This is a genomic window from Marinobacter sp. LQ44 (assembly GCF_001447155.2).
GTDB lineage: Bacteria > Pseudomonadota > Gammaproteobacteria > Pseudomonadales > Oleiphilaceae > Marinobacter.
In genome coordinates this window covers 2,344,010-2,364,791 of record NZ_CP014754.1, presented here as the reverse complement: position 1 = coordinate 2,364,791, position 20,782 = coordinate 2,344,010, and the positions used below count along the sequence as shown (strand labels likewise).

Annotated in this window: 16 protein-coding genes; 4 read left to right on the top strand and 12 right to left on the bottom strand. The window is 56.9% G+C overall.

The window, feature by feature from the left end; all coding sequences use genetic code 11:
* Positions 1 to 13: 13 nt before the first annotated feature.
* The 3 genes from rsmG to ASQ50_RS10890 all read right to left on the bottom strand — a co-directional run bounded on the left by rsmG (position 14) and on the right by ASQ50_RS10890 (position 4,183).
* A complete protein-coding gene (gene rsmG, locus ASQ50_RS10900; RefSeq protein ID WP_058090910.1) occupies positions 14 to 649 on the bottom strand; it encodes a 16S rRNA (guanine(527)-N(7))-methyltransferase RsmG in 636 nt (211 codons plus the stop codon).
* 1 nt (position 650) lies between these two features.
* Positions 651 to 2,537, bottom strand: a complete 1,887-nt coding sequence (mnmG, locus tag ASQ50_RS10895) for a tRNA uridine-5-carboxymethylaminomethyl(34) synthesis enzyme MnmG (RefSeq protein WP_058090911.1) — start codon at positions 2,535 to 2,537, stop codon at positions 651 to 653.
* A 350-nt stretch (positions 2,538 to 2,887) separates the two neighbouring features.
* A complete protein-coding gene (locus ASQ50_RS10890; protein WP_058090912.1) occupies positions 2,888 to 4,183 on the bottom strand; it encodes an MFS transporter in 1,296 nt (431 codons plus the stop codon).
* A 222-nt stretch (positions 4,184 to 4,405) separates the two neighbouring features.
* Between ASQ50_RS10890 and ASQ50_RS10885 the strand changes: the two genes are divergently transcribed.
* Positions 4,406 to 5,671, top strand: a complete 1,266-nt coding sequence (locus tag ASQ50_RS10885) for an EAL domain-containing protein (protein ID WP_058090913.1) — start codon at positions 4,406 to 4,408, stop codon at positions 5,669 to 5,671.
* A 25-nt stretch (positions 5,672 to 5,696) separates the two neighbouring features.
* Here ASQ50_RS10885 and ASQ50_RS10880 read toward each other — a convergent pair whose 3' ends face one another.
* From ASQ50_RS10880 to ASQ50_RS10870, 3 genes are read right to left on the bottom strand one after another with little or no spacing between them, the layout of a single operon-like run.
* A complete protein-coding gene (locus ASQ50_RS10880) occupies positions 5,697 to 8,843 on the bottom strand; it encodes an efflux RND transporter permease subunit (RefSeq protein ID WP_058090914.1) in 3,147 nt (1,048 codons plus the stop codon).
* Positions 8,844 to 8,846: 3 nt separating this feature from the next.
* A complete protein-coding gene (locus ASQ50_RS10875) occupies positions 8,847 to 9,941 on the bottom strand; it encodes an efflux RND transporter periplasmic adaptor subunit (RefSeq protein WP_058090915.1) in 1,095 nt (364 codons plus the stop codon).
* Positions 9,942 to 9,970: 29 nt separating this feature from the next.
* Positions 9,971 to 10,486 carry a DUF3833 domain-containing protein gene (locus ASQ50_RS10870; RefSeq protein WP_412535740.1) on the bottom strand — a complete coding sequence of 172 codons (516 nt, stop codon included), beginning with the start codon at positions 10,484 to 10,486 and terminating at the stop codon, positions 9,971 to 9,973.
* Positions 10,487 to 10,784: 298 nt separating this feature from the next.
* On the opposite strand from ASQ50_RS10870, the gene ASQ50_RS10865 reads away from it, so the two are divergent.
* Together ASQ50_RS10865 and thpD are read left to right on the top strand one after the other, a co-directional pair.
* Entirely contained in the window at positions 10,785 to 12,605 is a 1,821-nt protein-coding gene (locus ASQ50_RS10865; protein ID WP_058090917.1) for an acyl-CoA dehydrogenase C-terminal domain-containing protein, read from the top strand.
* Between the two features lie 210 nt (positions 12,606 to 12,815).
* Positions 12,816 to 13,751: an ectoine hydroxylase gene (gene thpD / locus ASQ50_RS10860; protein WP_058090918.1), complete on the top strand. Its 936-nt coding sequence runs from the start codon at positions 12,816 to 12,818 to the stop codon at positions 13,749 to 13,751.
* A gap of 63 nt (positions 13,752 to 13,814) precedes the next feature.
* On the opposite strand, the gene ASQ50_RS10855 is transcribed toward thpD, so the two are convergent.
* The 6 genes from ASQ50_RS10855 to rpmH form a co-directional block, all read right to left on the bottom strand.
* Positions 13,815 to 14,564 (bottom strand): substrate-binding periplasmic protein, encoded by a 750-nt coding sequence (locus ASQ50_RS10855; protein WP_058090919.1) that lies wholly within the window; start codon positions 14,562 to 14,564, stop codon positions 13,815 to 13,817.
* Between the two features lie 155 nt (positions 14,565 to 14,719).
* A complete protein-coding gene (gene mnmE, locus ASQ50_RS10850) occupies positions 14,720 to 16,090 on the bottom strand; it encodes a tRNA uridine-5-carboxymethylaminomethyl(34) synthesis GTPase MnmE (RefSeq protein ID WP_058090920.1) in 1,371 nt (456 codons plus the stop codon).
* 73 nt (positions 16,091 to 16,163) lie between these two features.
* The gene (gene yidC, locus ASQ50_RS10845) at positions 16,164 to 17,858 is read right to left on the bottom strand and encodes a membrane protein insertase YidC (RefSeq protein ID WP_058090921.1); all 1,695 of its coding nucleotides are present in this window, start codon (positions 17,856 to 17,858) and stop codon (positions 16,164 to 16,166) included.
* Between the two features lie 5 nt (positions 17,859 to 17,863).
* Positions 17,864 to 18,118 (bottom strand): membrane protein insertion efficiency factor YidD, encoded by a 255-nt coding sequence (gene yidD / locus ASQ50_RS10840; protein WP_058090922.1) that lies wholly within the window; start codon positions 18,116 to 18,118, stop codon positions 17,864 to 17,866.
* Positions 18,118 to 18,516: a ribonuclease P protein component gene (gene rnpA, locus ASQ50_RS20520; protein WP_076657213.1), complete on the bottom strand. Its 399-nt coding sequence runs from the start codon at positions 18,514 to 18,516 to the stop codon at positions 18,118 to 18,120. Before rnpA ends, yidD begins: the two co-directional genes overlap by 1 nt.
* Positions 18,517 to 18,531: 15 nt before the next feature.
* Complete coding sequence (gene rpmH / locus ASQ50_RS20515) at positions 18,532 to 18,666, bottom strand: 50S ribosomal protein L34 (protein WP_008172542.1); 135 nt, start codon at positions 18,664 to 18,666, stop codon at positions 18,532 to 18,534.
* Between the two features lie 654 nt (positions 18,667 to 19,320).
* On the opposite strand from rpmH, the gene dnaA reads away from it, so the two are divergent.
* A complete protein-coding gene (gene dnaA, locus ASQ50_RS10830) occupies positions 19,321 to 20,775 on the top strand; it encodes a chromosomal replication initiator protein DnaA (RefSeq protein WP_412535741.1) in 1,455 nt (484 codons plus the stop codon).
* Positions 20,776 to 20,782 lie beyond the last annotated feature (7 nt).

Genomic DNA, 20,782 nt, shown 5'->3' with positions numbered 1-20,782 from the left:
GGGGTTGCCGGGGTTACTCAGCCCGGGTGACGATCAGCAAGTGCCGTTCGCCATCTGCACCGGGCACCTTCAGGGAATGGCTGGATTCTACCTGCCAGCCGGCCGGAAGGGCAGCTACTTCATCATCCGGATACTGGCCTTTCATGGCAAGAAACTCGCCTCCACCGGCGAGCAACTGGCCGCACCAGGTCACCAGGTTGTCCAGGGCGGTAAAGGCCCGGCTGCTGATCTGAGTGAAGGGCTGATCAGGCTGGCAGTCTTCCGCCCGGCCATGAATCACCTCAACATTGCTCAGCCCCAGTTCCAGCACACACTGGTTCAGAAACCGGGTTTTCTTGCCATTGCTATCAAGCAGGGTAAAGCGTTTTTCGGGGAACACAATGGCCAGAGGGATACCGGGCAGACCGCCACCGGCGCCAACATCCAGCAGATGATCGGTGGTTATCCACGGCAGGATACTCAGGCTGTCGAGTAACTGCCGTGACACCATCACCCGCTCATCCCGCACGGCGGTCAGGTTGTAGGCCTTGTTCCATTTGTTCAGCAGAGCCAGAAAAGCCAGCAACTGTTGCTGCTGGCTTTCGCTGAGGGCCAGGTTCATCGCCGCCAGGCCGTCGCTCAGCTGGCCTGGCCATTGTGGATAAGTCATCTCAGGCGCTCTGCTTTCTGAGCAGGTCCCGCTTTTTCAGGTGCACCAGAATCTGGCTCACCGCGGCCGGCGTAACACCCTGGATTCGAGAAGCCTGGGCGACGGTTTCCGGTCTTACGGTTTGCAGCTTCTGCTTTATCTCGTTGGACAGGCCGCCGATCACCTCATAGTCCAGGTCCACCGGCAGTGCGGTGTTCTCATTTCGGCGCAGGCGCTCGATCTCATCGGCCTGGCGGGAGATATAACCTTCGTACTTGATCTCGATTTCCACCTGATCGGCCACAGTCGGGTCGTCCGCCCGCTCAGCGCTGATCTCGGCGATGTGGTCGTAAACAATCTCCGGGCGACGAAGCAGCTCGGCCAGGGACTGATCCCGAGTCATCGGCTGTTTCAGGTAGCCGTTGGCGCGCTCACCGGCCTCGGTGTTCGGATGAATGCGAGTGCTTTCCAGACGGCTGCGCTCCTTGGCGATGCCTTCGCACTTGTCGCTGAACTTCTGCCAGCGGTCGTCATCCACCAGACCCAGCTTGCGGCCGGTTTCGGTCAGGCGCAGGTCGGCGTTGTCTTCCCGCAGGATCAAACGGTATTCGGCTCGGCTGGTGAACATGCGGTAGGGCTCGCTGGTCCCCATGGTGATCAGGTCGTCCACCAGTACGCCCAGGTAGGCTTCGTCTCGGCGCGGATACCATTCGGCTTTTTCCTGGGCCCGCAAAGCGGCGTTGATGCCCGCCAGCAAACCCTGGGCGCCGGCTTCTTCGTAGCCGGTGGTGCCATTGATCTGGCCGGCAAAGTACAGGCCCTGGATAAATTTGGTTTCCAGGGTGTGGCGCAGGTCCTGGGGGTTCAGGTAATCGTATTCAATGGCATAACCCGGACGCAGGATGTGAGCGTTTTCAAAACCGGGAATGGAGCGCACGGCCTTGAGCTGGATATCAAACGGCAGGCTGGTGGAAATGCCGTTCGGATACAGCTCGTTGGTGGTCAGGCCTTCAGGCTCCACGAAGATCTGGTGCGAATCCTTGTCGGCAAAGCGATTGACCTTGTCCTCGATGGACGGGCAGTAGCGCGGGCCCACGCCCTCGATGTTACCGGCGAACATCGGTGAGCGGTCAAAACCACTGCGGATGATGTCGTGGGTTTCTTCGGTGGTACGGGTGACATAGCAGCAAATCTGCTCCGGGTGCTCGTCACGGCTGCCGATGAAGGACATCACCGGTGTCGGGTCGTCGCCCCACTGCTGCTGCATGACCGAAAAATCCACGGTACGGGCATCGATGCGCGGCGGTGTACCGGTTTTCAGCCGGCCAACGTTGAACGGCAACTCCCGCAGGCGCTTGGCCAGGGCATTGGCTGGGGCATCGCCGGCGCGGCCGCCGGCGTGGTGCTGCATCCCGATGTGGATAACGCCGCCCAGGAAAGTACCGGTGGTCAGCACCACGGTTTTGGCGTTGAAGCGAATACCCGTCTGGGTAACCACACCAACCACCTGGTCGTTTTCTACAATCAGGTCATCGGCGGCCTGCTGGAACAGGGTCAGGTTGGGCTGGTTTTCCAGCGTATGGCGAATGGCCGCTTTATACAGAAGCCGGTCGGCCTGGGCGCGGGTGGCCCGCACCGCCGGGCCCTTACGGCTGTTCAGTACCCGGAACTGGATACCCGCCTGATCAGTAGCTCGGGCCATGGCGCCGCCCAGGGCATCGATTTCCTTCACCAGGTGGCTCTTGCCAATGCCCCCGATGGCCGGGTTACAGGACATCTGCCCCAGGGTCTCAATGTTGTGGGTCAGCAGCAGGGTTTGCGAACCCATGCGCGCGGCTGCCAGGGCGGCTTCAGTACCGGCATGGCCACCACCAATGACAATGACATCGAAACGGGTCGGAAACTCCACACTACACCTCGGAAATCGGGCTTTAAAAAAGGGTATGAAAACAGGGCGGCGAGTATAACGCCTCGCCGGCGAAATTGCAGTCCGAATGTGCAAATTTTAACCAGATAACGCCTTCACGAAAAGGATCCTGATGACCAGTGCCCGGAATTCCGCGGATAAATCCGACATTCCGGCTAGGTAAAAACCGAAACTTTCGGCTTTTCAGTCAGTTGTCAGCAGCTTCTTAGAAAAGTTTTCAAGAAAGTTATCCACATCTCTGATCACTTTTCCAACGCACAAAAAACAAGGTAACTGTTTGTTTTTTATGGCAATGTAAAGTTTTGTTCGTGGCTTATCTGTCGGTTTTCCCATTAATTATCCACAGATTTTTCGGCCCGGCGCCGCAACCCCAGCACACTCATCCACACCAGGCCGTTCGTCAGGGACAGCATCAGGAAAAACCCGGGAATTCCCAGCTCAAACACCCCCAGAACCACGATGCCTGCCAGGGCACTGCAGACCATGAACAGGGAGTTGATCACGTTCAGGGCGGCAATGATGCGCGCCCGCTTGTGATCCGGGGTTTCGTGCTGGATAAAGGCGTACAGCGGCACGATGAACAACCCGCCACAGATGCCAATCCCCACCAAATCCAGCAATACCCGGATATACACAGGCTCGGTGATCAGGCTCAGCCAGGTAGAGGGGCTTGGCTCTGCGGGTACCGCGAAAAACAGGTCGATGCCCAACAGCGTCAGGCCCAGGGCGCCCCAGGGTACCGGCGACAGGGTTATCCGGTGTTTGGTCAGCCGCTCACACAGCATGGAGCCGATGGAGATACCCACGATAAACATCGCCAGCAACAGGGTGACTACGGTTTCATCCCCGGCCAGCCAGGTTTTAGCGAAGTTGGGGAACTGGGTCAGGTAGGCGGCTCCGAGAAACCAGAACCAGGAGATGGCCAGAATCGCCCACAGCACCTGCCGACGTTCCGCCGCCACCGACATCAACCGCCAGGTTTCCAGCAATGGCCGGAACCGGACCCGCACCCCCGGCGATTCGTCCCGGGTATTGGGCACTTGCCTGGCTGCCAGGTAGCCCAGCACCGCCATCACCACCACACCAACGGCTGTGACTTTCGCCGCCTGTTCAGCACCCATGATCAGACCGGCGGCGATGGTGCCCAGCAAGATCGCGACAAAGGTGCCCATGCTGACCAGGCCATTGCCACCAACCAGTTCGTCGTCGGTCAGCACTCGGGGCAGGATCGAGTACTTTACCGGGCCGAAGAAGGCGGACTGCACCCCCATCAGGAACAACAGCACCAGTAGCAGTTCATACCAACCAAACCAAAGCCCCGTGGCCGCCACCAGCATGATGCCGATTTCCGCTGCTTTAACGTTGCGGATAATCACCGCCTTCTCATAGCGGTCAGCCATTTGGCCGGCGATACCGGAAAACAGGAAGAACGGCAGGATGAACAGGAACGCGGCAATGTTGACCACCACATTCACCGACAACCCCATCAGGCCACCGGCCTGAAAGGTAATCAGAAGCAACAGGGCGTTTTTGTAGAGGTTGTCGTTGAAGGCGCCGGAGAACTGGGTCAGGTAGAAGGGCAAAAACCGCCGTTGGCCCAATAACCGGAACTGACTGTGTTGACTCATAGATGGTTGTTTCCTGGTGCGAATAACTGCCGTTGTCTGATATTTCAGCACCCTTGTGGTGCGAACCGTGACAAACCTCGGAGCACTTGTGCCTCTTAAAGCCAGGCCAAGCCTCGTTTTTCTCAAACCAGATACCAATGGCACGGAATTGGCTTTAACTTTTCCCAGTGACCTCATCAACGGCCAGGACGGCTAAGCCATAGCAGTATAGGGCTCCTGACCATGAAAAGTGTGTTAAGCCTTGCAGACCATAGAGGCAAGGTAGCTGGTAAATGTGCCAGATTCATAAAGCATCATGATTTCCAGTCTGTGTATCAACCCATTCTCAGCCCAACTCACCAGAAACTGGTAGGTTACGAGGCGCTGGTGCGGGTTCATCGGGATAACCGGCCGATTGCCCCACCCGAATTGTTTGAGCAGGCGTCCATTCAGGGCGTCACCACCGGTGTCGACCAGCACCTGCTCAACCTGCACCTGACCAACTTCGGCCTGAAACACGAGCCGGTCTGGCTGTTTATCAACATCAACCCGGACACCTTGCTTCACCACGCGGGTTACCTCAGCCAGCTTGCGGACCACTGCCACAGTGCCGGGGTTCCACCGGAGAGGATTGTTCTGGAGCTGGTGGAAACCGCCACACGAGACACCAATGCTCTGCTGGAATTCATCCAGGAAGCCAAAGACTTCGGCTTTCAGATCGCCATCGACGACTTCGGTATGGGCGATTCCAATTTCGAGCGGTTGTGGCGAATCAATCCATTGATTGTGAAGATTGATCGCAGCCTTCTGGCCAATGCGGAAGCGCATCAGCGTGCCCGGGTACTGCTGCACAGTCTGGTTCGGATGATCCGCGAAAGCGGCAGCCTGGTGCTGTTGGAAGGCATTGAGAGCGAGAACCAGGCGCGGATTGCGCTGGATACCGAAGCAGATCTTCTGCAGGGCTTTTTGTTCGCCCGGCCCAAGCACAGCTCACCGGAATGCACGGTCAATGCTGAGCGAGCCCTGCAACAGGTCATGTCCCGGTCCCACCAGTGGAGCCTGCAGGATTATCAAAGCCAGGAAACCTACCTGAAGCTGCTCCGCTTTGAAATCATGGATGTGTGCCACCGAATCGCCCGGGGCGAACCAGTCGAGCGAGTGTGCAGAAACCTGTTACTCATGGAAGGCGTCAAGCGCTGTTTCGTTCTGGATAACGACGGCGTTCAGCAAGGCAGACTGGCCCAGGTGGACAGGCTCAGAGGCGATCATTTCAACCCGCTTTATTACTCCGCCGGTGCCCGCTGGAGCCACCGGGAATACTTCCGGAACGCTTTGGAAAGGCCACAACAAATCAACAGCTGCCGGCCCTATGTAGCACTTCCGGATGCCCGACGAACCGTCACATTGTCCACAGGACTTGCCGGTGCGTCGGGCCATCACATTTTTTGCATTGATATCCATCCAGACGAGGTTCTGGGCGGACAGTTGGTCTTCCCAACCGTACTTTAAGGCAAGACCAGCGCATGCGGCGCTATCAGAAATCATCAGCCTTGCTTGCCGGCGCCGCGGCAGGGCTGGAACCGCCAGCGGACCCAGACGCCAGACGCTCCAGCTCTTTTTCCACCGCATTGGACGACTTGGTAAATCGAGCCAGGAGGTTGTACAACACCGGAATAATGAACAGCGTCAACGTCGTGGCAAACACTAGCCCGCCGAGAATCACCATACCGATAGCGGCCCGGCTCTCCGCGCCAGCGCCGGTGGCAATGACCAGTGGTATGGCGCCAAACACCGTGGAAATGGTGGTCATCAACACCGGGCGGAAACGCAAGGTGGCACCTTCAAGAATCGCGTCTCGGACCTCATAGCCCTTATCACGCAGCTGGTTGGCAAATTCCACGATCAATATGCCGTTCTTGGCCATCAACCCAAGCAACATGATGATGCCGATCTGGCTGTAGATATTCAGGCTGATGCCGGACCAGGCCAGGGCAATCAATGCGCCGGTTACCGCCAGCGGAACGGACAACATGATGATCAGCGGGTGGATCCAGCTCTCAAACTGGGCTGCCAGCACCAGGAACACGATGACAAAGGCCAGGCCGAAGGTCAGATAGATGGCGGCGGACGAATCCTGAAACTCCCGGGACAGGCCCTTGTAGCTGAGCCGGGCCTCCGGCGGCAGGTTATCCACAGCCAGATTGTTCAAATAGGTGAGCGCTGAACCCAGATCATAGCCATCCGCCAGGGACGCGCTGATGACCACCGCCGGCAACCGATCAATGCGCCGTAGATCCGGATTGGCGCCAATTTCCTCCACCGATACCAAGGCCTTGATCGGAATCAGCTCACCGCCTTCTCTTGGCCGCAGAAAGATCTGTTCAAGATCCCCCGGCGTTGCCCGGTCAGCGTCGTCAGCCTGAATGATGACATCGTATTCGCGGCCACGATCCACATAGGTGGTCACGTTGCGGGAAGCCAGCATGGTTTGCAGGGTCAGGCCCACGTCCTGAACGGTGATGTCCAGGTCTGCCGCCCGGTCCCGATCAATATTCAGCCGTAACTCCGGTCGGGTCAGCTCAAAATCGGTATCCACATTGATCAGGTTCGGGTTCTCCCTCGCCCGCTCGACAATTTCCTCACTCCAGGCCTGCACCGACTCGTAATCCGGGCCCGCCACTACAAATTCCACCGGCTGATTGAAGCCCCGCTGGCCCAGACCGGGTGGATTGATCACATTAATCCGGACCCCGGAGATATCCGCCAGCTTCTGCCGGATTTCACTGGTTACCTGCTGCTGTTTGATGTCGCGGTTATCCCAGTGAGTCAGGCCCATAATCATAAAGGCGTTATCTTCTTCCTCCCGGAAACCGACAATCGACAGGAAACGCGCCGCAATGCCTTCGTCCAGGTAGGGAAGCAGTTGCGTCTCTGCCTGGCGGACAAAGTGGTCGGTGTATTCAACCGTTGACCCCCGGGGGGCGCTGGTGAGCATGATGATTACCCCCCGATCTTCCGTAGGGGCAAGCTCCTGTGGCAGGCGTGGGAAAATAACGGTGGCGATGATCAGGCCGGCCACTCCCAGGCCCAACAACAAACCCGGCTGATTCAGGGAGAATGTCAGCAGCTTTTTATAGCCATTGGTCAGGCCATTGAGCACTTTCTCGCTGAAGGCCCACAAGCGGTGACCTTCTTCGGATTCCGGGCTGTGCTGGAGCCATTTGGAGCACAGCATCGGGGCTAGTGTCAGTGCAACCAGACTGGAAAAGATCACGGCAGCCGCCAGGGTAAAGCCAAACTCGGCAAACAGTCGGCCAACGTTGCCGCCCATGAAGGAAATGGGCACGAACACGGCAATCAGCGTCAGTGTGGTGGCGATGATGGCGAAGGCCACTTGCTTGGCGCCGCGGTAGGCTGCCAGCAGTGGCGGTTCGCCTTCATCGATGCGCCGCTGGATGTTCTCCAGCATCACAATGGCATCATCCACCACCAGGCCGATGGCCAGGATAATCGCCAGCAACGTAAGCACGTTGATGGAAAAACCGAGGAAGCCCAGGCCGATGAACGCCCCGATCACCGCCACCGGTATGGTCACGGCCGGTATCAAGGTGGCCCGCCAGGATCTCAGGAACAGGAAAATCACCAGAATCACCAGAGACACCGCGATGCCCAGGGTGATCAAAACCTCTTTGATGGAAGCACGAATAAAGATCGATTCGTCGTAGCTTTCGGCAAGCGAGACTTCCGGCGGCAGCGTGTCCCGAATCCGTTCAAGTTCGGCACGCACCGCATCCGATACCGCCACGGTATTGGCTTTGGACTGCCGGATAATGCCCAGGCCGATGGCGGTTTTCCCATTGGCCCGCAACCGGCTGATGTCGGATTCCACCCCCATCTGGACGTTGGCTACTTCGCCCAGCCGCAGCAAATCATTGCCGTCACGGCGCACCACCAGGTTGCGGAACTCTTCAACACTGGACAACCGCCCTTCCGCCCTGACCGTGAAATTGCGGGTAGACGAATCCACCTGGCCCGCCGGTAACTCAACGTTGTTGTCCCGAAGTGCGCGCTCAACCTCCGCCACCGTGATGTTTCTGGCTGCCAGGCGCTCGCGGTCGAGCCACACCCGAATGGCGTATCGACGCTCGCCACCAATGCGAACATCGGCTACGCCATCCAGCACAGACAATCGGTCGACCAGCACCCGATCGGCGAAATCGCTCAACTCCGCGCTGTCCCAGACATCACTGAGCAGCGTTACCCACATCATCGGCCGGGCATCGGAGTCCGCCTTGCGAACCCTGGGGGCATCTGCTTCATCGGGTAACTGGTTGGCCACACGGGCAACTGCATCGCGGACATCATTTGCTGCAACATCGATATCGCGAGAAGTGTTGAATTCGATCGACGTTCGGGATTCACCCTGCTCAGTGGATGACTCTATGGAGCGAATACCCTCAATGCCACTGATCGCACCTTCAATCACTTGGGTAATCTGGGTATCGACCACTTCAGCGGCAGCGCCGGTGTAGTCGGTGGACACCGACACAATCGGTGGGTCGATGTCCGGATATTCCCGAACGGGCAGCCCCATCAGTGCCGCTACCCCAAACACCACAATCAGCAGACTCAGGACCGTGGCAAATACCGGGCGCTTGATGGAAATGTCAGAGAGGACCATAAATCAGGACTCCCGGCTGGAGATAAACCGGTTATCCGGTATCGCCAGATCAGACTCCAACAGCCTGAGCCGATCACCGGTACTCAGGCGATCCTGACCGGTTACCACCACCTGGTCGTCAGCCGACAGGCCCTCGACTACCTCTACCATTCCCGGCATTCTCGAGCCGGTCCGAACAGAGACACGGCGGGCTGCGCCGTCCTCCGCAACGAACACGTACTTTTGATCACCCCGGATCATCACTGCCTGTTCCGGTATGACCAGGCCTTCTCGTTCCTGCAACGTCAACGACGCAGACATGAATTGGCCGGGTCGCAGGCGGCCTTCAGAGTTGTCGATCAATGCCCGAACCGACAGCGTCCGGCTCAGCTCATTGATCCGGGTGGCCAGTTCTACCAGCTCACCCTCAAAGATTTCTCCGGGAAACGCATGGGAGGTAGCCCGCACCCGTTGGCCGATCCTGACCTGGCCGATGAATCGCTCGGGAACAGCAAAGTTCAGCTCCATCTTGTCATTGGTATCCAGGGTGGTGATGGTGGTGCCTGCCTGGAGAAATGCCCCGACGCTGATATCCGAAAGCCCGACCACACCGGCGAAGGGCGCCTCGATCCGATGGTTCTGTAACCGGACCCTTGCTGCCTCGCGCTGGGCAATGGCAACGTCGACTGCGGTTCTGAGTTCATCAACCTGGGACTGGGAGATGCTGTTATTGGCTCGCAGCCTCTGAGCCCGTTCGTACTGACGCCGGGCATCGGCCAGCTGAGCCTCGATAACCGCAAGGTCAGCCCGAGCCTGGCGATCATCCAGCCGAAGCAGCACCGCCCCCTGGGCTACCGCAGCGCCTGGCTGCAGATTCAGTTCCATCACCCGGCCGCTCACCTCGGTGGTCAGCTCTACCGAGTTCAAAGCCCGCAAGTTTGCCACGGCACCAACGGTGTCCCGAACTCGTTGCCATTCCGGAGTTACCACGTTCACGGCACTGGCCTGGCTCTTGCCACCGCTCTGGCCACTGTCTCCTGACTCCAGGTTCAGGTAAATACCAGCGCCTGCAGCCACCACCGCAACCAGAACGACAGCGATCAGCCATTGTTTCCACATGGGTTTTACTAACCTTTCAGATATAAGTGCTACGAGTCGACCCCGTACCCCAGTTTCTGGATAACCAGAACCACCTCACCAACCTCAACGCCCCATTTGCTCATGGTGGTCTGGTTGATCAAGGTATCTGGCGTGATCAGGTACATCCAGTCGTCCATCCGGACGTCTATGGTGCCATCGCCATATGACACCCTCAGTACATAATTCATATGAATGGCGTTGCCCTGCCAGCGCATAGTGCCGGGCTTGACCACATCACCGGCTTCGGCATGGTAACTGTCGCCGGCCGGCGTCAGGGTCCAGACTCTGGTCTGGACTTCTCCGTCATCAAACCTGAACACCTCGTCCAGAGTACCCACTCCGGCGTCGTCCCAGGAGGCGCTGATATCGGCATCGAACGTACGAATGACCTTGCCGGAGAAATTCTTGACCACGCCACGGGCTGAAAGTTCGCCCTGGAAAAATTCCCGGGGAATCAGCTCCGGTTGCGCGTCGCGATAGTCGTCCAGTGAAGGGCCAGCACAGCCTGCCAGCACAGATACCATCAACAGTATAAGAGCCGCTGACCAGACACCACCGGCTTTACGTCGAATTTCCCTGTTTTGCATGACTTTTACACTCCGCTAGATGGCCTTGGCTAAGGCGTCGTCGAGTTGTGATTTACGGGCCAGGCGCAATATCCGATCAGGCAGATTTTAAATGCGTCATTTGAGCCAATTGTCCATTCTGACAGCCGGACAAGCGCTTTCCGTCAATGGCAGCCGTCGGGGAATCCCGTAAAACAACATGCATAACGGGCCTTGGGCCCGACCGGATTGCAAAAAACGACTGCGAGGATTGGCTATGCCTGTGTATAAAGCGCCATTGCGTGACATGAAATTTCTGCTGAACGACGTATTCGACTACCCAGGCCACTACCAGACTCTGGCCTCCGGCGAGAACGCCACTCCCGACATCGTTGATGCCATTCTGACCGAGTGCGGGCGATTCTGCGAAGAGGTGCTGAGCCCAATCTATCAGAGCGGTGACGAAGAGGGCTGTCGCCTGGAAAACGGCGAGGTCACCACGCCCAAGGGTTACAAAGAAGCCTATAACCAGTACGTAATGGGCGGCTGGCAGGGCTTGTCAGCCCCCGAGGAATACGGCGGCCAGGGCCTGCCGGCGTCCATGGGCCTGTTCAAACAGGAAATGATGGGCACCGCCAACTGGTCGTTCTCCATGTATCCGGGGCTGTCGCTCGGCGCCATGAACACCATCTTTCTGCACGGCTCCGAAGACCAGAAGCAAACCTACCTGGTGCCGCTGACGGAGGGCCGCTGGGGCGGCACCATGTGCCTCACCGAGCCCCAGTGCGGCACTGACCTGGGCCAGGTGAAGACCAAGGCCGAACCCCAGGCCGATGGCAGCTACAAACTGACCGGTACCAAGATCTTCATTTCCTCCGGTGAGCATGACCTGACTGAAAACATTGTTCACATTGTGCTGGCACGCCTGCCGGATGCGCCCAAGGGCACCCGGGGTATCAGCTTGTTCATCGTGCCCAAGTTTCTGCCGGCGCCAGATGGCAGCGTGGGCGAGCGTAATGGTGTGAACTGCGGCAGCCTGGAAAAGAAAATGGGCATCAAGGCCTCGGCCACCTGCGTGATGAATTTCGACGGTGCCACCGGCTACCTGATCGGCCCGGAAAATGAGGGCCTGGAGTGCATGTTCACCTTTATGAACACCGCTCGTATTGGTACTGCCATCCAGGGTGTTGGCCCGGCTGAACTGTCGTACCAGTGGGCGCTGGACTACGCCAAGGAACGCCGTTCCATGCGCGCGCTGTCTGGCAAGAAAGAGCCAGACCAGGTGGCCGACAGCCTGATTCACCACGCGGATGTAAGGCGCATGCTGCTGACCCAGAAAGCCATCGCCGAAGGCGGCCGCGCCATGCTGTATTACGCCGCCAGGCTGGCGGACCACATGGTTGAGGCGCACACCGTGGGCGACGACGAGAAGGCCGAGAAATACGACGACAAACTGGGTTTCCTGACCCCGATTCTCAAAGGTTTCCTTACCGAACTGGGCAATGAAGCCGCCAATCTGGGTGTGCAGGTGTTCGGTGGCCACGGATACATCCGTGAACACGGCATGGAACAGATCGTTCGTGATACCCGGATTGCCACGCTGTACGAGGGCACCACCGGCATCCAGGCACTGGACCTGCTGGGCCGCAAAGTGTTGCTGATGACCCAGGGCGGCGCGGTACGGGAATTCACCCTGAAGATTGCCAACTTCGCCCGCAAGCAGCTGACCAACAAACAGCTGAGGCCGATGGCCATCGAGCTGTTGAAACTGACGGCCCAGTGGAACCTGCTGACTGTCCGGGTGATGCTGGCGGCCCGCAAAGACCGCGATGTGGTCAGCGCTGCCGCCAACGACTTCCTGATGTACAGCGGTTACGTGACCATGGCCTATATGTGGTTGCGCCAGTCCGCGGTGGCCGCCGACAAGCTGGAAAACGGTGGCGACGAGTCTGAAGCCTTCTATCAGACCAAGCTGGCAACCGCCGAGTTCTACTACGAGCGTCTGCTGCCACGGGCCCAGGCCCACGCCACCAGCATGCTCAGCCCGACTCGCAACCTGATGCAGGTGGAGCCGGAAAATATGGCCTTTACCGGGTAATTATCCGGTCACTTCCAGTCCCGGGCCTGCCGGGACTTTTTTATTCCGGAACCGGGGCCTTGAAATCCCGGTTCCCGCCCTTACCCTCTCTGGTGCAAGTCTTTGCATCAATCCAATAACCTTTTGAGGAATCTAGTATTTTCAGGCTTTCCCACAGCCGGGCAAGACCTGACCAGATCGATACTGTGTATAAAAGAAGGAGGTTCGAATATGGAAACTCGTGCTGACGACTTTTATCCCACCCGACTGGAACGCCCTGTTCCAGCATTTGACCGGAGAGACCCGGTTATCCACAGCTCCGGAAAGGCCCGTACTGAAGGTCCGCTAAGTGAGACCGAACTGGCGCGTTATGAACGGGATGGGTTCCTGATGTTCAACAACTTTCTCGATGCAGACACGGTCAAACGTTTCCGTGACGATCTGCGCGCCTATGAAAACGACGACAGCATTCTCCGTTCCGAGGGCACCATTACCGAACCGGGGAAGCAGGAAATTCGATCGGTCTTTGGTATTCACGAACTGTCAGACCGTTTTGACCGGCTGACACGGGACCCTCGCATTCTCGATATGGTGCATCAATTATTGGGTAGCGAGGCGTATATCCACCAGTCCCGGATCAACTTCAAACCCGGTTTTCACGGCAAGGGCTTCGACTGGCATTCCGACTTCGAAACCTGGCACGCCGAAGATGGCATGCCTCGCATGCGCGCGGTCAGCTTCTCCATCGCCCTGACCGACAATACGCCGTTCAACGGCCCGCTGATGCTGATCCCGGGTTCCCACAAAACCTTTGTGCCCTGTGTCGGCCGAACCCCGGAAGACAACTACCAGTCGTCGCTGAAGAAGCAGGAACTGGGCGTGCCCAATCACCAGGATCTGCAGAAAATGGCGGACCAGTACGGTATCCAGGCACCCACGGGTCCCGCCGGCTCGTTGATCATTTTCGAGTGCAACACCTTGCACGCATCCAACGCCAATATGTCGCCTTGGCCGCGCAGTAATCTGTTCTTCGTATACAACAGTGTGGAAAACCAGTTGCAACAGCCCTTCTGTGGCAACAAGCCCAGACCGGAATTTCTGGGAAACCGCACCAACACCCGGGCCCTCAAGCCACTGGCGACTCCGGATTTGCTGAGAACCGGTTGAGGCTATATCCGCAAAATGGGGAGCCTGTGGCTCCCCCCTGTCTCGATAGATCCGCCGAGGGTGTCACAGCCCCCACTTGGTCTCTATGGCCTCGTACATCCCGTTGTTGCGAATGGTCTCCAATCCCTGGCGCAGCTTGCGAATCACTTCCTCTGAAGTCTCGAGGTTCATTGCCAGGTACAGTTCGGTGTTATTGAACGAAAACACCGGCTCCAGGCCTTCAACGTCCTGTTGGGAGGCGAAGTAAGGTCCTGCCAGCCGGTCTGCAATCCACAGATCAACCTGGCCCAGTTCCAGACGCTTGGGGTTGAGGTCATCGCTGTCCATGGCTGATACCCGGAAATCGCGCTCCAACAGGTACTCGGTCATCACATCACCCCGGTAGCCGGCGTACAGCATGCCGCGGGTATCTTCCAGACTGTCAATTTTCAAATCGGTACCTGGGGGGGCAAAAATCGTCCACAGGTTGGTGGTCAGCGGCCCTACCCACTTGAACTGGGAAGCCCGGTTTTCCGTGTAGGTGGTGCAGTAGATGCCATGATTCTTCTTGTTCAGCGCACGGTTATAGCCGAAATCCCAGTTGCGCAGCTTGATCACGTAATCCAGCCCGGAGTGCTCGAGAATGGCCTTGACCATTTCTGTGCACAGACCATCAATACCATCTTCGTTATGCTCGAAGGCACGACCCGTGGCACTCATGTTGTAGGGAGGGAAGTTCTCGGTATAGATATAGATACGCTCAGACGCCACGGCCGGCAATGGTGCCGTAAACAGGGCAAAAACGACCGCAGTAACGCACAGCAGGTTACGCACAGGTTATCTCCTTTAACTCGAATGGCATGAAACCGCCAAACCGGCGGCACCAATAGACGTAGGCGGAGTTTACCCGACGCTTTGACGTTGTTTTACAACTAAAGTGTTTGTTTTCGTAAGGGAATTGTTGGCGCCGCCGATGCAGCATCAGCGGCTTACTTACCTATGCAGAAGCTGCTGAAGATCTTGCCCAGCAGGTCATCGGGCGTGAGATGGCCGGTGATTTCACCCAGGGCGTCCTGGGCCGCCCTAAGATCCTCAGCGAGGAGTTCCCCGGCTCCATAGCCTTCCAGTTGGGTCTGTCCCTGAAGCAGGGAATCCCGAGCCCGTTCCAGGGCATCCAGGTGGCGTCGGCGGGCCAGAAAGCCGCCTTCGGTGGTACTGGCAAAGCCAATGCATTCCTTGAGGTGAGTACGGAGGGTGTCCAGGCCTTCCGACCCTTTGGCCGCCAGGCGAATAACCGGCGCCGTCTGGTGGGGTTCGGCGCTTATGCCAACCCGTTCGCCGGTAAGGTCTACCTTGTTGCGGATAACCGTAACCGGCGCACTGGCCGGGAGCTGATCGATAAAGTCCGGCCAGATTTCATGGGGTTCGGTTTTATCGGTGGTGGTGGCATCTACCATCAACAGGATACGATCCGCCTGGCGAATTTCATCCCAGGCCCGGGCGATGCCGATTTGCTCCACTTCATCCGGGCTGTCCCGGAGGCCGGCGGTGTCGATGATGTGCAACGGCATGCCATCAATGTGGATATGTTCTCGCAGCACATCCCGGGTGGTGCCTTCAATGGCGGTGACAATGGCCGCTTCGCGGCCGGCCAAGGCGTTGAGCAGGCTGGATTTTCCGGCGTTGGGGCGCCCTGCAATCACCACCTTCATGCCGTCCCGAAGAATGGTACCCTGTTGGGCTTCCGACAGAATCTGTTCCACCTGTTGCAACAGGCCTTGCAGATCAAGAGCCACTTTGCCATCGGCGAGAAAATCGATTTCTTCCTCCGGAAAGTCGATGGCCGCTTCTACATAGATGCGCAAATGGGTCACCGCAGTTACCAGCTCATCTATGCGCCGGGAAAATACCCCTTGCATGGAGCGCACGGCGCAACGGGCAGCCTGTTCCGAACTGCTTTCAATCAGGTCGGCGATGGCTTCGGCCTGAGCCAGGTCGAGTTTGTCATTGAGAAAGGCCCGCTCGGAAAACTCACCAGGCCGTGCCAGACGGGCGCCCAGGCTGCAGACTTCCCGCAACAGCATATCGAGGATCACGGTACCGCCGTGCCCCTGCAATTCAAACACGTCTTCACCGGTGAACGAGTGAGGGTTCGGAAAATACAGCCCTATGCCCTCGTCGATCAGCTCGCCCCGGTGATCCTGAAACGGACCGTAATGGGCGTAGCGGGGCCGGGGCTCAAAGCCGAGCATGTTTCGGGCGATCTCAAGGGCTTTTGGTCCTGAAACCCGCACAATACCCACACCCGCCTGGCCCGGTGCGGTGGCAATGGCTGCGATGGTGTCTGTGGTCGCCTGCATGCTGTGTTTTTCCTGATTGGAAATGACAAAGGCTCCGCAAGGGAGCCTTTGTCAGGTCAGAGCAACTGATAAGTCAGTATTTCTTGCCTGCCGTTTCCGCTTCGATCTTGCGGGTAATGTACCACTGCTGGGAGATCGAAAGAATGTTGTTCACCAGCCAGTAAAGTACCAGACCAGACGGGAACCACAGGAAGAACACGGTGAAGATCGGTGGCATCAGCTTCATGATCTTCGCCTGCATGGGGTCTGGCGGTGTCGGGTTCAGGCTCATCTGGATGAACATGCTGATACCCATCAGAATCGGCAGGATAAAGTACGGATCCATCTGTGAAAGGTCGTTTATCCACAGCATGAACGGTGCGTGTCGCAGCTGAACACTCTCGAACAGTACCCAGTAGAGTGCAATGAACACCGGCATCTGTACCAGAATTGGCAAACAGCCACCCAGCGGATTGATTTTCTCCCGCTTGTACAGGGCCATCATTTCCTGGGACATACGCTGGCGATCATCACCATAGAGTTCTTTCAGGCGCGTGAGCTGTGGCGCAACAGCCCGCATTTTTGCCATGGAGCGATAGCTGGTTGCCGACAGGTGGAAGAACACCGCTTTTACCAGCACGGTCAGCAGGATGATCGCCACACCCCAGTTACCCACCAGACCATAGAACCATTCCAGGATGTAGAACAGCGGCAGGGAGATAAAGAACAGCCAGCCAAAGTCAACGGTGCGGTCCAGATTGGGCGCCAGGGCTTCCAGACGATCAATAATCTTGGGACCCACATAAGCTGTAGCACCTACCTCAACGGTCTGCCCAGGGGCGACCGCGGTAGCGGGGTAGACAAAACCCATAACATGCAGCTGGTCCCGGCGGGTGGTCTGGAACTGGGCGGTCTGGTCACGGTCGGGAATCCAGGCAGTGATGAAGTAATGCTGCAGGAACGCCAACCAGCCGTTGGTGACCGCTTCGTTAACCCGTTGTTTACCGAGGTCACTGAAGTCGTATTTTTCGTAAGGATCGTCAGGTGTGCTGATCACCAGGCCCAGATAGGCTTTGATGCCCATCGTGCTCTGGGAAGTTGGGTCGGGAGCCTCATCTCGAACGATCTTGCCGGTGAAATTGCCCTGCCAATCGGAGTCGGACTGATTGCTGATCAGATAACGCACCCCAATCTCATAGCTGTCGCGGGCCAGGGTATACCGTTTAATGATCTCAATGCCGTCGTCGTTGGTCAGCGTCAGATCGATGATCAGCTCATCCTGTCCTTCCGACAGTTCGAAACGGTTGGTTTCCACCTGGTACACCGGGGTAGCACCGGCGTTTCGACCATCGGGACCATTTCGGCCAATCAAACCACTTTCCAACACGTAGGTACGATTCTGGGTGTTGGTCAGAAGCGTCAAAGGTTGTTCGCTGTCGAGGGATTCATCGTACTGGAGCAGGGAGCTGGCGATGACATTGCCACCAACACGGTCGATGGTCAGTTCCAGTACATCGGTCACCACTGTAACGAACTGGTCGCCGACACTTTGTTCGCCGTCCGATGAGCTGGACCGGAGTTCACCGGTTTCCGGTGTGACAAACTCATCGTCTGTCCGGGAAGCACTTTCCGGCAGAACCATGTCATCAACCGACGCGCCTGATCCCGAGGTTTCTACCTGGGTGACCTGTTCAGTACGGGGCTGGTTGTAGTCCTCATTCCAGGCAAGCACCATCAGATAACTGACAATAGCCAGGCCGGCAAACAAAACGATGCGTTGAATATCCATAAACGTTAGTTTCTGGTTTGAGTGTTGGTCGGAAAATGTTGGGCTTCGGTGCCCGGTACGGGATCATAACCGCCTTCGGCCCAGGGATGACACCTTAATAATCGGCGGGTTGCCAGATAACAGCCTTTGGCTGCTCCGTGGTGTTGAATGGCTTCAACCGCGTATTGGGAGCAGGTTGGGAAATGCCGGCAATGGCTGGCCATCATGGGACTGATGGCGTACTGATAGAACCGGATAGGCAGTAACAGAATCTGTCGCATTAACCCGTACCTTTTGAATTCACAGTCGTTTGATCAACTGAGGACTGATGGTACTTCTTTCTGAGACGGCGCCAAAGATCGTTAAGCGACGATATGACTGAGGCGTTATCCAGTTGAGCAAGTCCTTGCCGACCAAAAACAATAATGTCGAGGTCCGGTAGATCCGTCTGATGCCTGAAAGTTTCTCGAACCTGGCGTTTTATCCGATTTCTCTGGACCGCCAGCTTGAGATTCTTTTTGGAGAATATGAGTCCGACCCTGGCATGGCCCAGATTATTTGGAGCTGCCAGGATCAGAAAATTCCTGTGCGGAACTTTCAGCTGCACATCATCGAAGACCTTGCTGTAGTCCGAAGGCCGCAACAGTCTGTGTGACTTCGGAAACGTCAAGGCCTTCATGAGGCAAACATCAGGTTACGCTGACAGGCGTGCGCGGCCCTTGGCACGGCGACGAGAGATTACCTTACGGCCGTTTGCAGTCGCCATACGGGCACGGAAGCCGTGAACACGCTTGCGCTTCAGGACGCTCGGTTGGAATGTTCTTTTCATGGTGATGTTCTCACAAATTCGTCAATGGACATTGGTCGTTGGCTGGAAAATAGACAGCCAAAACAGGAGCGGCATTCTAGTCAAATCTGCTAGTAAGTTCAATGACTGCGCATGGGGGAAGTGAAATTTTCGGTGGGGGTAAATGCCGAAGGGGCGGCTAATAAAATCTATAGGTCTTTTTTATATTCTTTCAAAGATTATTTATTACTGTTATTAGGCACCTTGATATCTGTGGGAAAGTCGGTTTTTTCTCTTAGCAACAGGAGGTTGAATGAATGACAAGTACGGTGACAGGTGGCGGTGAGCCCTGTGGACGAGTGGGTGTGGAATTGTGAATAACCCGGTGTTTCGGACTGGACCTGAGTTATTCATGGTTTGGTCCAAGGCTTTCACACAGGGTTGGGGGTGGTCTGTACACAACGAACTGTGGGTAACTTTTTTTCAGGGCATTTCTGTACACAAGCCTGTAGATAGGTCTGGAACTTTATGAAAGATCAAAAGAAATGTTTCCACAGGCTGTTTATGACAGTGATTGTTGGCCTTTTACTGTGGGCCGCGGCGGGGTAGAATCCGGGGTCACCTTGAGCGTCGGAAAAAGCCTTTTCCGATGTGAGAACAGTCAGGTTTCGGGAGCAGGCGGTCGTGCCTAACAGTATGTGGCATCAATGTCTTGAAGTACTCCGGGATGAGTTTCCCGCGCAACAGTTCAATACCTGGTTAAGACCCCTTCAGTCGGATCTCCGAGAGGGGCAGCTGATGCTGTTTGCGCCGAACCGTTTTGTGATGGACTGGGTGAATGAAAAGTATCTGCGCCGTATAGAGGAAGTTCTGAAGGACCTCAACGGTGGCCAGGCGCCGCGGGTTCAGATGAAAGTAGGCTCGGCGCCCCGGGAAAGTGAACCGGTGGTGCGCTCGGTGGCTGAGCCGAAGCCGGCCAGTCTGGCAGAGGAAACCGGGCAGCGGGTAACCGAGGAAGAGAAGAGTGTCGCGGCAACTGTCGCGGGTTCTACCTCTGCCGGTGTTAGCCGCAGTGCGCAGAAAATCAATGGTGAGCGCCGGCCGGTGCAGGTGGAAGGTGACATCAAGCATCAGAGCTTTCTCAATGAGACTTTCACCTTCGAGACCTTTGTTGAGGGTAAGTCCAACCAGCTGGCCCGTGCGGCCTCAATGCAGGTGGCAGAGAACCCCGGCGGAGCCTATAACCCGCTGTTCCTGTACGGCGGTGTCGGTCTTGGTAAAACCCACCTGATGCACGCCATCGGCAATGAAATCGTGCGCCGCAATCCCAAGGCGAAAGTCGCTTACCTTCGCTCTGAACGGTTTGTCGCGGATATGGTCAAGGCGCTTCAGTTGAACGCCATCAACGAGTTCAAACGTTACTACCGCTCTGTGGATGCGTTGCTGATTGACGATATCCAGTTCTTTGCCCGTAAAGAGCGCTCACAGGAAGAATTTTTCCATACCTTTAATGCGCTGCTTGAAGGTGGCCAGCAGGTCATCGTGACCTGTGATCGGTTTCCGAAAGAAATCGTCGATATGGAAGAGCGGTTGAAATCCAGGTTTGGCTGGGGTCTGACGGTAATGGTGGAGCCGCCGGAGCTGGAAACCCGGGTGGCGATTCTGATGAAAAAGGCCGAGCAGGCCAACGTGAAACTGAGCAGCGAGGCGGCGTTCTTTATTGCCCAGAAAATTCGCTCAAACGTGCGAGAGCTTGAAGGAGCGCTTCGTCTGGTGATAGCGAATGCTCACTTCACTGGCTCCGAGATTACCCCGCCCTTCATTCGGGAAAGCCTGAAAGATCTGCTGGCGTTGCATGAAAAACAGGTCAGTATCGATAACATTCAGCGCACGGTGGCGGAGTACTACAAGATCAAGGTGGCCGATCTATTGTCCAAACGCCGCACCCGGACAGTGACCCGCCCCCGCCAGGTGGCCATGTCCCTGGCTAAGGAATTGACCAATCACAGCCTGCCGGAAATCGGCGATGCCTTTGGTGGCCGTGACCACACCACGGTGTTGCATGCCTGTAAGAAGATTGTGGAACTCCAGGAAACGGACCCTGGAATTCGTGAGGACTACCAGAACTTTATGCGATTGCTGACCACCTGACCAGGTG